We start from the raw sequence: 15,509 nt of genomic DNA on the forward strand, positions 1-15,509 counted from the left end.
TTGAGAATAAATATCATTCTTATTGATAAATATTATCATTACCAATTAAGTTTGACAATACTCTGTACTATTTTTTTATCGTTTGTTCACACTATTTTTACAAGCTACAGCTCTATCCTTGATTGGATGCTTTTCCCACGGTTATAATCAAGCTATCACAATTCTTAAAAAAGGAGGTGGGAGTTTATGATGCAAGAAATCAAGCAGCTCCACACCATCTTTACCCGCACATTAGAAGGCATCAATGTTTTTCGCACCATGGTCCAACCTTTGATCGATCACGCAAGAGATGAACATATGAAGCTTTACTATCACCACATTTCTGAAGAAGAAGAACAACGGGAAGAACGATTGAATGATCTCGTCCCTCGTTTGTCGCTACTCATTCGGGAGAACAATCTGGATCAACTGAGTGATCGCGAGCTGTCTCACTTGCTTTCTGACTTACATTTAGAGCGGTTTGGCTTACACAATTTCCGTGAGCATTTAGAATTAGCCCTGTATGAATTTACAGATGAACCTAGCCGAATAAAGCTGGACAGCATGCGTGAAAACACTCATCAAGACTATTTAGCAACCAAAGAGATCATGGGTAAGCTAAGTGAAAAATTCTCTGATGTCGTTCCGGCAAAAGTGGATACACACGACCATGACCATGGCCATGATGTCCATCAGGTAAATCACTTTGAGGTTTCGTCCGCGTTGCAAGATTCTAGTAGCTCCAAGCAAACATCGACTGTACCTGCTGAAGCTCACAGTCATTCATCAGAGTCGTCTGTTGCCAAAAAAGGACTTACAGTTGGAAGTCTGCGTCATCTCAATCGTCACGTATAAGAGAACAGTTCAAGATCGGAGGCTTTTATGGATAAAGCACAGAAATTCCCAGACTCCCCATTGTCAAAGGAAGAATGGCGTCAATTAGACGATACCATTGTTGAAATGGCTCGTCGTCAACTCGTAGGTCGTCGATTCATTGACATTTACGGCCCACTAGGAGAAGGTATTCAAACCATTACCAACGATATTTATGATGAATCTCGTTTCGGAAATATGAGTTTGCGCGGTGAATCACTAGAATTAACACAGCCAAGTAAACGAGTTAGCTTAACGATTCCGATCGTGTACAAAGATTTCATGCTGTACTGGCGCGATATGGCACAAGCCCGCACATTGGGTATGCCAATTGATCTCAGCTCTGCGGCAAATGCTGCCAGTAGTTGCGCTCTTATGGAAGATGATATGATCTTTAATGGTAGCCCTGAGTTTGACTTGCCAGGTATCATGAATGTAAAAGGACGTCTCACGCATATTAAGAGCGACTGGATGGAATCAGGCAATGCTTTTGCCGATATCGTAGAAGCTAGAAATAAGCTGTTAAAAATGGGCCACAGCGGTCCATATGCCCTTGTTGTATCCCCAGAGCTGTATTCTTTGCTCCACCGTGTACACAAAGGCACCAATGTCCTTGAAATTGATCACGTTCGCAACTTGGTTACAGACGGTGTATTCCAATCTCCTGTAATCAAAGGCGGTGTTCTAGTAGCTACAGGAAGACATAACCTAGACCTTGCGATTGCTGAGGATTTTGATTCAGCTTTCCTAGGAGACGAACAAATGAACAGCCTCATGCGCGTATATGAGTGTGCTGTTCTACGCATTAAGCGTCCAAGTGCAATTTGCACATTGGAAATGACAGAAGAATAGACAAAACAATCTACGTATGTAGAAAGAGAGATAGCCATTCTTTTTTGGTGGCTATCTCTCTTATTTCTTGATCCAATATTATTTTTAATCAAAATTTTCAGTTATTTAAAAGGGATAAAAAACCTTAGGAACGACCCTAAGGCAGACATACATGTATGGTAGAAAGCGATTACGCAATCCGAACGATTTTTTGTGTATCAGCAGTATGTAAGAAAGGCATATCTACGTGGCTAATCGCTGTTTCATAACCAATATCACAAACTAATACATCTACCTCTTCACAAAAAGGCAGTGTACAGCTTCCTTCGTTCAATTCGCACAGGCGTTTTAAATGTTTGAGTCGCTCTGCCACTTTTTGCTGCCGCATATAATTATTAACCAATTCACAAACATTGAGATGGCGAGCATCCACTATCATGCTGATATCCTGAATGTGAACGATCAGACGTTTTCCTTCTTCTGTAACAAATCCCAGAGAACAGAACTGAGAATCGGACATCTCTAGACGAGTAATCACCGCGTGTTTATACTCTTCTCCAGAGCGGAGCTTGATGGTATCCGCTTCAACTGCGCCGCCTATTTTACGCTCATTGGATACAACTGTATACATATCGGTATAACCGTTAATTTGATACCTCGTCATCGGAAATTCACTCCTATTCTTATCGTATCTGCTAATGAGACTCATTATCAAATTTGTTATTTGTATCGTATAATGAAAATCATTATTAGTCAATATTGAGATTGTAACCAATGTTTTTATCTAGATTATCATGTATCTTTTCCCGAATACCTCTTGTTTAATCTGTAAAAATGGTCCAATGCAACACAAAAACCCGTCTCACTTTTATCGCGAAAAACGGGTTTTTGGTTTTTACTCTTATTTATATAGACGGTTTATCAATGATTTGGTAACAAATAGTAGTCTGCATCTCGAAAACTAAGTACATGTTTGATTAAACAGTTTTATTTTTATAAAAGATATAGACGGCAATAAAAATACCAGATATCCAAATAGACATCAGAGCAAAATCAAAAGCAATTTTGTATCCAACAGAAATAAATGATAGCTTTGCTGTTAGAAAGGAAAGAAGGATTCCAATTACAGCAATGGAATAACCCAATGTATATCCATTCGTCAAAATTTGTTTACCACGTTCATCTTTTCCTTCTGATCTCGTAAAAGCTACGGTGTAAGAAACCGAAATGGTATAGGTAATCACAAGTAAAATAAATAAAACTTCTAACATTTTGGTGCATCTCCCTTATCTACTTCATATTGAAAGACTTCATTTATATCGACTTCAAATAAATGAGCAATTTTAAAGGCTAGCATGAGAGAAGGATTATAGCGATTCGCTTCTAATGAAACAATGGTTTGTCTACTAACACCTAGTCTGTCTGCTACCTCTTTTTGCGACCATCTTTTCTTGGCACGCAGCACAAATAATTCATTTTGAATTCTACCTTCCTTTTCCAAACAACCATCTCCTTCGCTTTAATGTAATATATTTTTTACATAATGTAAATAATATTTATCTAAAAGTAAAAAATATATGTATATCAGTAGGTTAAATCTGCTCAAATAAAAAAGCTCACTTACGGTATATCTACCGCCATGTGAGCTTTGAATTATTGTTCCTATCGTTGTCTTACTCTTGTTTTGAAGTCTATTTCATAAACAAATCAAGCTTCTGAATACGTCTCACTGCTTCACGCAAGCGTTCCTCCGTGTTTAATAGTCCCAAGCGTACATAGCCTTCTCCATGCGTGCCAAAACCTATCCCAGGGGCAACCATTACATGTGCTTTAAATAAGAGTTCATCCGCCAATTGGGCAGAGGTATAGCCTTCTGGAATCGGGAGCCAAGCAAAGAACGAGCCTTGCGATGGCGTCGCCTTCCAGCCAATTTCATGCAACGAAGTATACAGAGCATTTCGTCTACTTTCATAGGTAGCAACCAACTCACTGACGCAGTCTTGAGAATTGGTCATCGCTTTAGCTGCAGCCATCTGGACAGCCCCGAATAAGCTTACAAAGTAGTGATCTTGTAACGTGTTGATTAACTTAACCAACTCGCGGTTTCCTACCATCGCACCTACGCGCCAACCTGCCATATTATAGGTTTTTGACAAGGTATAGAACTCAACTCCTACCTCTTTAGCACCAGGAACTTGCATGAAACTGATCGGTTTCTTCCCATCAAAAGAAATGGCCCCATAAGCAAAGTCAGAACAAACTACGATCTCATGCTTTCGAGCAAATTTGACCGTTTCTTCATAAAATTCATACGGTGCCGTGACCGCTGTTGGATTGTTCGGATAGTTTAAGAACATCAACTTCGCTTTCTCTAGATCAGCCGCATCTAATTTTCCGTAATCAGGTAAAAACTGATGATCTGCTGTCAACGGCATGGGAACCATTCGCCCACCTACCATAGCTACACCCGACCAATAATCTGGATAGCCAGGATCAGGGACCAGAGCAACATCCCCCTGATTCATCAAGACTTGGCAAATCTCTACTAGCCCTATCTTACTTCCAAATAAAATGGCTACTTCTTCTTCTGGATCAAGATCTACGTCAAATTCCTGTTTATACCAATGAGCTACGGCCTGCTTTAATTCTAGCCGTCCCTGAAAAGGTGGATATTTATGATGCAAGGGATCTTTCGCCTGCTTTGCCAGTTCCTCTACAATATGTAAGGGTGTGGGTAAATCAGGATTTCCTTGTCCTAAGTTAATAACGTCATGACCCTCTGCAATAACCTTGTTAACCTTTGCTACCAACGTTGAAAAAAATTGGCTGGGTAACTGTTCCATCATGGAAGCAGGTGTGATACGCATCGCTTTCCCTACTTTCTTTTTTTCAGAGTAAACTGACATTTATGTAGATACTAACATCTCTTTGATTTGTAAGAGAAAGACCCCTTTCTTCTGTAAACAAAGAAAGGAGTCATCTGTGTAACAATGATTTTATACTAGTTAGTGCAGCTTATTCTGTCAATCCATTTTTTGAATCTCAACTTTTGCTCCATCTTTAAGCATGGACTGACCTCTGATTACTACTTTCTCTCCCAAAGCAACGCCTTGTTTGATTTCAATCAGATCACTTGATTCCTCGCCTGTTTCTACTGCTACTTTCTTAGCTACCTCGCCTTCCACTTTATATACAAACTTTTTGCCATTTTCTTCAAATACTGCCTTACGTGGAATTGCAACAGCCTTCTGAGCTTTACTGGAAGTGGATTGGATTTTTAAATTTACAACCATATCTGCTTTTAATTCATTTTTTGGATTTGGCACTGTAATTTCGATTGGATATGCTTTCAGTTGTTGATCCATTGTAGGACTTACGGCTGTAATAGTTGCCTCGATTTTTTTATTCAATGCAGTCAATTCAACAGTCGTACGATCTCCTACTTTTATCTTGGTAATTTCATCTTCTGATAAGTTCGCTTTTACCAAGAGAGGATTGGTATTAACCAGTACAACAACGGGTCCTTGCCCGGAAGCCATTTCTCCCACATGCCCACCTACCTGAGATACATAACCAGAGATAGGTGCTGTTACAGTTGAATTACTCAACTGCTCGCGTGCGCCGGCAAGTGCCACTCTATATTGGTTAACAGTTGCTTCTGAAACCACGATACCTGTTTTTTTAGTAGCCGTATTATATTCTACTTTGGAATTATTAACAGCGGTTTCTGCATTTTTTAATGCTGCTTGCGCTTGTTCATTCTGCTGGGAGGAGATGGCTCCTTGATTGAATAGTTCTTGGTTCCGGGTTGCTTCACGCTTAGCATCCTGGTAAGCACGTTCTGTCTGTGCCACAGCATTTTTTGATGTTTCAACAGATTGTGTAGTGCTAGTACCACTTTGGTTAAGATTTGCTACCGATACCTGATACTGGGCTTCAGCCTGACGAACCGCATTTCTGAGGTCTTCTTGGTCCAGTGTAAATAAAACAGATCCCTTATTCACATATTGCCCCAGTTTAACATTGAGGGTTTGAATTTTGCCCGGTGCTTTTGGGGACATCTTTACTTCTTGGCTCGGTGCCAGTTTACCAGTATAACCTGCTCCCGATGCAATTGTATCTTCTATTGCCTGGCTTATTTGCACCGGTGTAGGGGCTTCCGCCTGAGCAACTTGAGGGGCTGCAGCTGGTTCGCTCGTGCACCCCGTTGCTGTCAAAGCAGCAACGAGTACAAGCGGTAAGCCCCATTTACTTTTTACCATTGTTAATCCTCCTTTACATCATTACACTTCTTCTACTACAGTTGGCGTTTTTTTCTTTTTACGATTAAAACGATCTTTAAACTTACGGCCCCAGTTATCGAATGTTACATATACGACAGGGACAAGCACCAAAGTAATTAACGTGGAGAAAGTCAGACCGAAAATAACTACCACTGCCATTGGCGCTTGAGATTCGTTACCAGAACCACCTGCAAATGCTAGTGGAGTAATCGCTAGCACAGTCGCTAATGTAGTCATCATAATCGGACGCAGACGAATCGGACCTGCTTTTAAGATAGCTTCATCTCGATCCAGGCCGTCTTTACGAGCTGTAATAATGTAATCGACCAGAACGATCGCATTATTTACGACAATACCTACTAACAAGATATAACCGATCAAGGCTGGTACTGACAATGGTTGACCTGTCACGAACAATCCAACCACAACCCCGATAAAGGTAGGCGGCACAGAGAACATAATGATAAATGGACTAAACAGGGATTCAAATTGGCTTGCCATAACCATGTACACTAGTACAACAGACAATAGAATGGCAAAACTGAGACTACCAAAGGATTCTTCCATATCTTTGGACTGACCACCATACTCAATATGGTAACCGTCTGGAAGGTTCAACTTAGCTAGTTTTTCTTGTACCTCAGACATAATGGAGTTAAGGTCACGACCGCTAGTATCACCAGTAATCGAAACTTCACGAGTCTGATCCACACGTTTAATCATTTGTGCTACATCCACTTTTTCCACTTTAGCAATAGCACCAAGTGATACTTGTGCTCCGCTGGTAGTCGTAATGGTTAGACGTTCTATATGCTTTGGTTCATCCTGAATGCTTTTCGGCAAACGAATTTTTACGTCAATCTCATCATCGCCTGTTTGATAACGCGTTAAGGTTTGCCCTTCAAAAGCCGTCCGCACGTTTGATAGAACTTGTTGTGTACTTAGGCCATATTGACTAGCCTTTTCACGATTGACTATCACTTGGAACTCACGATCTTTTTCTTCTAAAGAAGTGGTTACGTTTGCTGTTCCAGATACCCCGCTAACAACACCCATCACGATATTACTAATATCATCCAAAACCTCTAAATCATCACCACGCAAGCTGATTTCAAGTGGCGTACCGCCCATGCCACCATTGGCATCCATATGCTTTACTGTAATTTCTGCACCTGGAATACCTTTTACCTGATTGCGTAAATCATCAATGATTTGGTCTGTTGTACGAGTACGATCCTTTACATCCACTAATGTAAGTTGTAGTTCCCCACGGTTAGTAGCAGTACTCGCTAACACAGATGTACCTGCACTTCCCATGGATACATACAATTCTTTTACTTCTGGTACCTTTTTCACAATACCCTCAAGTTCCTTAATCACTTTTTCCGTTTCTTGAATCTGCGTATTATTAGGAAGTTTAGCAGCGACTGTAACCTTTCCCTGATCCATGGATGGAATAAATTCCGCTCCAATAAACGGTGTCAAAACCACAGCACCGACAAACATAAGAGCTACACCGAGGTAAACAGTCTTACGCCACTGGATCGCCCATTTTAGGAAGCGCCCATAGAAATTAGAGACTTTTGTAAAACCAATGTTAAACCACGTGATCGGGTTGTAGCCCCGATACGTTCCAGAATGATAAATTTCTTCATCCGGAATGCGTTTCAAGATTCGTGCAGACATCATAGGCACTAGCGCAATGGAAGCGAAGAGTGCTGCTATATGTGAGTATACAACCGTCAATGCCAACGGTCCAAATAATTGAGACGCCAATCCTTCAACGAACATGATTGGCAAGAATACACAAATTTGCGCAAGTGCAGAAGCCATAACCGCTGTTCCAACCTCTTGGGAACCATAGCGAGCAGCTTGCATCATGGATTTACCTTCCTGACGATGCCTGTAAATATTTTCTAAGATTACAACAGCGAAGTCAACCAGTGAACCTAATCCGAGTGTTAAGCCACTAAGAGAGATTAGATTGATTGTCTGACCCGTAAAATACATCAAGCAGAATGTAGCAATAACAGAAATTGGTATAACAACTGCAATAATGAAAACAGAACGAACACTATTTAAAAACAGTAACAAGATAATGATCGAGAACGCAGCCCCTATCAAGGCATGCTCAGCCACTGTGTAGATTGAATCTTTGATGAACTGAGAGGTATCCGTGATCATGGAAATCTCTGTGCCTGGTGGCAAGCTCTCTCTTAACTTGTCAATCTCTGCCTTTGCTTTATCTGCTACTTCGATGGTGTTACCACCCGAAGCTTTCGTAACAGAAATCCCTACAGTTGGTTTCCCATTAAAATAAGTAAATTGTGATTCTTCCTTATACGTATCTTCAATGGATGCAATGTTTTTTAGCGGGATAGTTGAGAGACCGATCACTACCGGTGTTTCACCGATATCCTGAATAGTCGTATACTCTCCTTGCACACGAATACTTAGTTTTTTATCGCCTTCACGCACCATACCAGCTGCTCCGGATAGGTTGGTACCCATTAAAGCTTGCTGTACCTGCTCCAAGCTAATACCGTATGCAGTGATTTTGTCGGAATCCAGCGTTACTTCGATGATACGTTCCTTCCCACCATTAATCCCAACGGAAGCAACCCCGTCAATACGTTCAATCCGAGATTTAATGACATTATCAGCTAATGCTTTTAACTTAGTAATGTCATCACTACCCGTCAAAGCAAACGTCATAATTGGCTCGCTGTTCGGGTCTAACTTGAGAACGCGTGGAGATTTAGCCGTATCCGGCAATGCTCCGCGCACTTGGTCTACCTTGTCACGCATGTTTAGCGTGGCTTGGTCCATATCTGTACCCCAGTTAAACTGGACAATGACCTGCGAGGCTCCACTCATGGAAAAAGACGAGAGCTTACTTACATTAGGAACAGTCCCTAATGCTTCCTCTACGGGTTTTGTCACCAGTTTTTCTACTGATGCAGGCGTCCCACCCTCAATTGAGGTTACTACAACAGCAACCGGCAAGTTCAAGTTAGGATAGAGTTCTACCGCCAATTTGGGTAGCGACACGAACCCAAAAATGAGGATGGCTACAGCCAGCATCACGATGGTTACGGGTCGGTTAATCGCAAACCTTGAAATGTTCATCTCTGTTCCCTCTCTCCTTTAATAAGGAATGATATTTTTTCTCTAGATAATGATTGAGCAATTCTAAAGATTGAGTAATTTGTTTCTGCTCTTGTTCCTTCATTCCCACAAATACATCAGGTAGATAGTGATCTTTCATAACTGGAAATCGATTCTGAATCTGAGAAAAATCATGAACAAGCGAAACCCAAACCATGCGTCTGTCGTTATGATCTCGCTTGCGAATAACCAGATTTGCTTTTTCCAAACGATCAATGATACCAGAAACCGTGCTATAGGATAGCTCTAGCTTCTTGCTGATTTCTCCAATGGTTCTCGGATTTTCTTTTACTTGTTCAATCACCATGATCTGAGGCTTAGTAATGCCGCTCTTCATCAGCTCTTGTGTAAAAATCCCGATGTATAATTTCCACATGTCCATCAATCGATCAGCTAGCTCCTGCATAGAATCACGGCTACCTCCCTCTATTGTTTTTATTTCGCTATACGAAACATTATGTCATGGTGACTATTTTGCATCAAGAAATATCCGGAGCTACATATGCCAAAACACAGTTTCTCCCATTGCTCAGCTTTGGTCTATCTGATAATACGTAACTCCTTACAAAAAATTTCTTTTTTTCAAAAATTGATTTATTTTTTTGGTTAATTATAGAAAAGTTTATCTCTTTTTGATTAGAATGTCGACAAACACATGATCTAGTGAGCAATTATCTCATAATAAAAAAAGGCCGTACTTAGGTAAATGACACTACCTAAGTATAGCCTTTCCAGATACAGTCAGATTTTTTTGCGTTACTAAATCGAGCAGATTTGGTCCTGCAAAAGCAACAGTCGGGATCCCCCTTGCCAGCATACATTAGCACATCAAATATTGATGCAAAGACGGGACTTTTACTTCGGAGTGACTATTAAAAAAACGGCAACACAAAATTCATGTCTATCTTTCTATCCGCTCATAATCCCCACTCTTGCCACCCGTTTTTTTCACCAGATACGTAGGACCAATTACCATTGCTTTATCCATTGCCTTACACATATCATAGACGGTTAGTGTCACAGCACTAGCAGCCGTCAATGCCTCCATCTCTACACCTGTTTTGCCCGTTGTTTTCACTTTAACCCATATCCCTATAGTATCCTCACCTTCAAATTCATACGTAACATCTACACCAGTTAAGGCTAATGGATGGCACATCGGAATGATATCAGAGGTTTTTTTGGCAGCCATAATCCCCGCTACCTGTGCAACAGCCAGTACGTCTCCTTTGCTAACCTTACCCTCTTTTATGCGTAGCAGTGTCTCTGGTTTCATCACAATACGGCTTCTGGCTATAGCCTCACGTTCCGTAACCGCTTTGTCTGAGATATCCACCATACGTGCCCTGTTCTGTTCATTAAAATGCGAAAGTTGATCGTGTGTCGACATGATTGTTGTTCTCCTTTTTTACAAACGTGCTTTTAAGAATCCTTCTATGTTAAATGTAAACGACTAAACTATCCAAAGCAATCCGTTCACTCTATTGAAAAGCCCTCTATCGCTTCCTTAAAATAACGTAGATTGTTACTCGACCAAGCTTCCTCCCTTCATTTCGCTATAGTGATATGGTATGTTCAAGAGGGAAACGGAAAATAGTAAACAGAGCGAAAGAAAAGAGGCCAAAGACATGCATGTTACCCTATTATTATTTGCCGGTTTGGCAGAACGAGCTGGACAACATAAATTACTGATTGAATTACCCGATTCTAGCACTGTACAAGACTTGCTGGTCAGATTGCCTCATCAATATCCAGCGTTAAAAGAATTGCTACCCAGCTGTTTCATATCGGTAAACCAAGAATATGCCGAAAATCATACCATTATAAAGGAAAACGACGAGGTAGCCCTTCTTCCTCCTGTTAGTGGTGGCGAAGAGCCACGTTTTGCTATTACAGAAGAACCCCTCTCTGTGGAACCTTTAATTAAACTAGTTTCTCACCGTAACTGTGGAGCTATTTTAACTTTTATCGGTACAGTACGAGAAATGACGCAAGGTCAGCGTACCGTCTATCTTTCATATGAAGCATACATTCCGATGGCGATTGAAAAGCTTAAACAAGTGGAAGCAGAAATCCACGAACGCTGGGAAAATATACGTGTAGCCATCCATCATCGAATTGGTGATCTACAGATTGAAGAGATCGCAGTAGTAATCGCTGTCTCATCTCCGCATCGCAATGATTCCTTTGAAGCTGGCCGTTACGCTATTGAGCGATTGAAACAAATTGTGCCTATCTGGAAAAAGGAAATGTGGGAAGACGGAAATGAGTGGAAGGGTCATCAGCTAGGGCCATGGAATCCAACTACTGACTTGGATAATGTGGATAAGTAGTGTATTTCTTATTGTTAGGATGGAGTGAACATAATAAGCATGAATGAGAAAAGATATTCTAGACAAATCTTATTCGCCCCGATCGGTACAGCTGGACAAGAGCGTTTACGCAAAAGTCGTGTTGCTATTGTTGGTATGGGAGCGCTGGGAACAGTGCTCTCCAATCATCTGGTACGAGCTGGTGTCGGGTTTGTTCGGTTTATAGACCGAGATTTTGTAGAACCAAGCAATTTACAGCGTCAAATGTTATATGACGAAGAAGACGCAAGACAAAACCTACCAAAAGCGATAGCCGCTTTTGAGAAATTGTCCAAAATAAACTCAGAGGTCGTATTAGAACCCATTGTAGCAGATGTGACTGCTTTTCATGCAGAGAAGTATTTATCGGATGTTGATCTCATTTTAGACGCTACCGATAACTTTCAGGTGCGTTATCTCATTAATGATGTAGCCGTCAAGCACAATATCCCTTGGATTTATGGCGGGGCTGTCAGCGCAACTGGCACATTTACCGCTATTCGACCAGAGGAAACGCCCTGCTTACGTTGTCTATTTCCTGAAGCACCAAAGCCAGGATCGACTGCCACATGCGATACTGCTGGCGTAATTGGTCCAATCATACATGTTGTTGCCTCCTATCAAGCGACAGAAGCTTTGAAAATTCTTTTAGATGAAACCAATTCCTACAATCCTCATCTGGAGCATTTTGATTTGTGGAATAATACTCATCAACAAGTCAAAGTCACTAAAGCCAAACGTCCTAACTGCCCTACTTGCGGTCAGCGAAATTTCACGTTTTTGGAGATTAATCCTGATGATGAGCTGGCTACGACCTTATGTGGTCGAGATACGGTGCAATTAAGTCCCCGTGAAACGATTACGCTTGATTTATCTCAATTGGCAGAACGGCTCGCTCCTTTGGGAGTCGTGGAACTGAATCGTTTCTTACTGCGATTCCACACCGAGCCTTACACCTTAGTGATCTTTCCAGACGGTCGTGTGCTCGTTCAAGGTACAGACGATATTACCATTGCACGTAGCCTATTCGCCAAATTTATCGGTAATTAGGTAATTTTGTTACTATTTCGTTAAAATAGGGTGGAAGAGTAACACGCTTTCGAGTATAATAAATTTGCAACGGAAACGAAACGCGGTTTCATCTAGTGAAACAAACGGGTAAGGAATATGTAACAGTTGAATTTATTTGCTCGAAGGGGGTTATTCTTTTGGCTTTTCAAGATGATTACAAAGTGAAATCGTCCATGCAAGTTGGTGACAAAACCTACAAGTACTATCGTTTGCAAGGTTTGGAAGAGCAAGGAGTCGGTGAGGTATCTAAACTACCTTTCTCCATTAAAATCTTGTTGGAAGCTGCTGTTCGCCAATTTGATAATCGTGCAATAACAAAAGAGCATGTTTCATCTCTCGCAAACTGGACCAAAGGCCGTGACAGCAATCAAGAAGTTCCGCTGATGCCTGCTCGTATCGTTCTACAAGACTTTACCGGTGTACCTGCGGTTGTAGACTTGGCTGCTATGCGTGTCGCAATGAAAAACAATGGTGGAGATCCTCGTCGTATCAACCCACTTGTCCCAGTGGATTTGGTAATTGACCACTCCGTTATGGTTGACTCATACGGTTTAGCAAATTCTTTGGAAACCAACATGGATTTAGAATTTGAACGCAATGAAGAGCGTTACCGCTTTCTTCGTTGGGCGCAAACTGCATTTGATAATTTCCGCGTTGTGCCACCTGCTACAGGTATCGTTCACCAGGTTAACCTTGAGTACCTAGCATCTGTTGTTGCTAATCGCGAAGTCAATGGTGAAACATTTGCTTATCCAGATTCCTTGGTAGGTACGGATTCTCACACTACTATGATCAATGGATTAGGCGTACTTGGTTGGGGTGTTGGTGGTATCGAGGCAGAAGCTGGTATGCTTGGACAACCGCTTTACTTCGTTACTCCTGAAGTCGTTGGTTTTAAATTAACTGGTACTTTAAAAGAAGGTTCTACGGCAACTGACCTAGCCCTTACGATTACACAAATGCTTCGTAAAAAAGGCGTTGTAGGTAAGTTCGTTGAATTCTATGGTTCCGGTCTATCTAATATTTCTCTTGCTGACCGTGCAACCGTTGCCAATATGGCTCCAGAGTATGGTGCAACAATGGGCTTCTTCCCAGTTGACCATCTGACTTTAGACTATATGCGTCAAACAGGTCGTAGCGAAGATTTAATCGAACTAGTTGAAACATATACCAAAGCTCAAGGCTTGTTCCGTACAGATGACACAGAAGAGCCTGTTTATTCTGAGACACTCTCTCTCGACTTATCTACAGTAGTACCGAGCCTTGCTGGTCCAAAACGTCCGCAAGACCGTATTGAATTAACTAATATGAAAGAATCCTTTAACTCCAGCATCCGTACTCCGATCGAAAAAGGTGGTTTCGGACTAAGTGATGAGAAGATCTCTACTTCTGTTGACGTTGCGTATGCGAATGGGGAAAAAGCTGTATTGAAAACAGGTGCCGTAGTGATTGCTGCGATTACTTCCTGTACAAATACGTCTAACCCTAGCGTAATGCTGTCTGCTGGTATCGTAGCGAAAAAAGCGGTAGAACGTGGATTAACCAAACCAGCTTTCGTTAAGAGCTCCTTGGCTCCAGGTTCCCGCGTAGCAGCTCAATACTTAGAAGATGCAGGTCTTATCGATTCTTTAAATAAAATCGGCTTTAACATCGTTGGATTTGGTTGCACTACTTGCATTGGTAACTCCGGTCCATTGCCTGTAGAAACTAGTCAAGCTATTGCCGACAATGATTTGACTGTAGCAGCCGTACTCTCTGGTAACCGTAACTTCGAAGGTCGTATCCATGCACAGGTGAAAGCGAACTACTTGGCATCACCTCCATTGGTAATCGCCTACGCGTTAGCTGGTACAGTAAATATTGACTTAACCACAGAGCCTATCGGTATCGGTAATGACGGTAAGCCTGTATATCTAAAAGATATCTGGCCAACTCCTGCTGAACTAGATGAAGCAATGAAAAAAGCAACAAATCCAGACCTGTTCCGTGCTGAGTACGAACATGTATTTACTGCGAACGAGCGCTGGAATAAAATTGATGCTCCAACTGGAGATTTGTATGAGTGGGATAGCAAATCTACCTACATTCAAGAACCTCCATTCTTCAAAAATCTAGCAAAAGAAGCTGGTCATATCGGTGAAATCAAAGGTACTTGCACATTGGCGCTCCTTGGTGATTCCGTAACAACCGACCATATCTCTCCTGCTGGTAACATCACACCGACTAGCCCTGCTGGTGTCTACCTGCAAGCAAACGGTGTAGAACGCAAGGACTTTAACTCTTATGGTGCTCGTCGTGGTTCTCATGACGTCATGATGCGTGGTACGTTTGCTAATATCCGTATCCGTAACCAAGTAGCTCCAGGTACAGAAGGTGGCGTTACGAAATATCTACCTACTGATGAAGTGATGTCCATCTATGATGCATCTATGAAATATCAAGCGGATAACAAAGGTTTAGTTGTTATTGCTGGTAAAGAATATGGTACTGGAAGCTCCCGTGACTGGGCTGCAAAAGGTACATTCCTGTTAGGCGTCAAGGCTGTTATCGCAGAAAGCTTTGAGCGTATTCACCGCTCTAACTTGGTCGGTATGGGAGTACTTCCACTACAATTCTTGGAAGGTACGAACTGGCAAACGCTTGGATTAACAGGCCGTGAAACATTTGACATCATTGGTCTAAGCGATAATGTTCAACCAAGTCAAATCTTGAAAGTTGAAGCTACTCGCGAAGATGGCTCTACCTTTGTATTTGAAACCATCGCTCGTCTGGATAGTACGGTTGATATCGACTACTATCGAAATGGCGGTATCCTACAAACGGTACTTCGCCAATTGTTTGAAGAAAGCAAGTAATTTGTTGAGAGTACAATCCCCTGCTAATAGGAGCGGGGGATTTTTTTATAAAATAAAATCAGTTTCAGATAATAGAGGCTTTTGTTGATATCAAAGGC

General features: G+C 41.6%; 13 protein-coding genes. 5 read left to right on the plus strand and 8 right to left on the minus strand.

Annotation, left to right across the window (positions count from 1 at the left end; genetic code table 11):
• The first annotated feature begins 186 nt into the window (after positions 1-186).
• Together EEL30_01265 and EEL30_01270 are read left to right on the plus strand one after the other, a co-directional pair.
• Positions 187-834, plus strand: coding sequence for a hypothetical protein (locus EEL30_01265; GenBank protein ID QDX91137.1), 648 nt, complete (start codon positions 187-189; stop codon positions 832-834).
• Positions 835-861: 27 nt separating this feature from the next.
• Complete coding sequence (locus EEL30_01270) at positions 862-1,704, plus strand: bacteriocin (GenBank protein ID QDX91138.1); 843 nt, start codon at positions 862-864, stop codon at positions 1,702-1,704.
• A 169-nt stretch (positions 1,705-1,873) separates the two neighbouring features.
• Here the strand turns inward: EEL30_01270 and EEL30_01275 are convergent, their stop codons facing one another.
• The 8 genes from EEL30_01275 to moaC form a co-directional block, all read right to left on the minus strand.
• Complete coding sequence (locus EEL30_01275; protein QDX91139.1) at positions 1,874-2,347, minus strand: hypothetical protein; 474 nt, start codon at positions 2,345-2,347, stop codon at positions 1,874-1,876.
• Between the two features lie 313 nt (positions 2,348-2,660).
• Positions 2,661-2,954, minus strand: coding sequence for a hypothetical protein (locus tag EEL30_01280; GenBank protein ID QDX91140.1), 294 nt, complete (start codon positions 2,952-2,954; stop codon positions 2,661-2,663).
• The gene (locus EEL30_01285) at positions 2,948-3,184 is read right to left on the minus strand and encodes a transcriptional regulator (protein ID QDX91141.1); all 237 of its coding nucleotides are present in this window, start codon (positions 3,182-3,184) and stop codon (positions 2,948-2,950) included. The genes EEL30_01280 and EEL30_01285 overlap by 7 nt, the downstream gene beginning before the upstream one ends.
• 190 nt (positions 3,185-3,374) lie before the next feature.
• Positions 3,375-4,550: a pyridoxal phosphate-dependent aminotransferase gene (locus EEL30_01290; protein ID QDX95634.1), complete on the minus strand. Its 1,176-nt coding sequence runs from the start codon at positions 4,548-4,550 to the stop codon at positions 3,375-3,377.
• Between the two features lie 156 nt (positions 4,551-4,706).
• Positions 4,707-5,945, minus strand: a complete 1,239-nt coding sequence (locus tag EEL30_01295; GenBank protein QDX91142.1) for an efflux RND transporter periplasmic adaptor subunit — start codon at positions 5,943-5,945, stop codon at positions 4,707-4,709.
• 21 nt (positions 5,946-5,966) lie between these two features.
• Positions 5,967-9,095, minus strand: a complete 3,129-nt coding sequence (locus EEL30_01300) for an efflux RND transporter permease subunit (GenBank protein ID QDX91143.1) — start codon at positions 9,093-9,095, stop codon at positions 5,967-5,969.
• A complete protein-coding gene (locus EEL30_01305) occupies positions 9,070-9,540 on the minus strand; it encodes a MarR family transcriptional regulator (protein QDX91144.1) in 471 nt (156 codons plus the stop codon). Before EEL30_01305 ends, EEL30_01300 begins: the two co-directional genes overlap by 26 nt.
• A gap of 495 nt (positions 9,541-10,035) precedes the next feature.
• Complete coding sequence (gene moaC, locus EEL30_01310; protein QDX91145.1) at positions 10,036-10,524, minus strand: cyclic pyranopterin monophosphate synthase MoaC; 489 nt, start codon at positions 10,522-10,524, stop codon at positions 10,036-10,038.
• A gap of 238 nt (positions 10,525-10,762) precedes the next feature.
• On the opposite strand from moaC, the gene moaD reads away from it, so the two are divergent.
• The 3 genes from moaD (at position 10,763) to acnA (ending at position 15,411) form a co-directional block, all read left to right on the plus strand.
• Complete coding sequence (gene moaD, locus EEL30_01315; protein QDX91146.1) at positions 10,763-11,467, plus strand: molybdopterin converting factor subunit 1; 705 nt, start codon at positions 10,763-10,765, stop codon at positions 11,465-11,467.
• A gap of 39 nt (positions 11,468-11,506) precedes the next feature.
• Positions 11,507-12,535, plus strand: coding sequence for a thiazole biosynthesis adenylyltransferase ThiF (locus EEL30_01320; protein QDX91147.1), 1,029 nt, complete (start codon positions 11,507-11,509; stop codon positions 12,533-12,535).
• Between the two features lie 158 nt (positions 12,536-12,693).
• Positions 12,694-15,411: an aconitate hydratase AcnA gene (acnA, locus tag EEL30_01325; protein ID QDX91148.1), complete on the plus strand. Its 2,718-nt coding sequence runs from the start codon at positions 12,694-12,696 to the stop codon at positions 15,409-15,411.
• Positions 15,412-15,509 lie beyond the last annotated feature (98 nt).

Source organism: Brevibacillus laterosporus (genome assembly GCA_007833815.1).
Classification (GTDB): Bacteria; Bacillota; Bacilli; order Brevibacillales; family Brevibacillaceae; genus Brevibacillus_B; species Brevibacillus_B laterosporus_D.

Excerpts from the sequence above, each read along its gene's own strand:
- moaD (QDX91146.1), top strand. The coding sequence starts at position 10,763 with ATGCATGTTACCCTATTATTATTTGCCGGTTTGGCAGAACGAGCTGGA.
- EEL30_01290 (QDX95634.1), bottom strand. The coding sequence starts at position 4,550 with ATGCGTATCACACCTGCTTCCATGATGGAACAGTTACCCAGCCAATTT.
- EEL30_01305 (QDX91144.1), bottom strand. The coding sequence starts at position 9,540 with ATGCAGGAGCTAGCTGATCGATTGATGGACATGTGGAAATTATACATC.
- EEL30_01300 (QDX91143.1), bottom strand. The coding sequence starts at position 9,095 with ATGAACATTTCAAGGTTTGCGATTAACCGACCCGTAACCATCGTGATG.
- moaC (QDX91145.1), bottom strand. The coding sequence starts at position 10,524 with ATGTCGACACACGATCAACTTTCGCATTTTAATGAACAGAACAGGGCA.
- EEL30_01270 (QDX91138.1), top strand. The coding sequence starts at position 862 with ATGGATAAAGCACAGAAATTCCCAGACTCCCCATTGTCAAAGGAAGAA.
- EEL30_01295 (QDX91142.1), bottom strand. The coding sequence starts at position 5,945 with ATGGTAAAAAGTAAATGGGGCTTACCGCTTGTACTCGTTGCTGCTTTG.
- EEL30_01320 (QDX91147.1), top strand. The coding sequence starts at position 11,507 with ATGAATGAGAAAAGATATTCTAGACAAATCTTATTCGCCCCGATCGGT.
- EEL30_01280 (QDX91140.1), bottom strand. The coding sequence starts at position 2,954 with ATGTTAGAAGTTTTATTTATTTTACTTGTGATTACCTATACCATTTCG.
- EEL30_01265 (QDX91137.1), top strand. The coding sequence starts at position 187 with ATGATGCAAGAAATCAAGCAGCTCCACACCATCTTTACCCGCACATTA.
- EEL30_01275 (QDX91139.1), bottom strand. The coding sequence starts at position 2,347 with ATGACGAGGTATCAAATTAACGGTTATACCGATATGTATACAGTTGTA.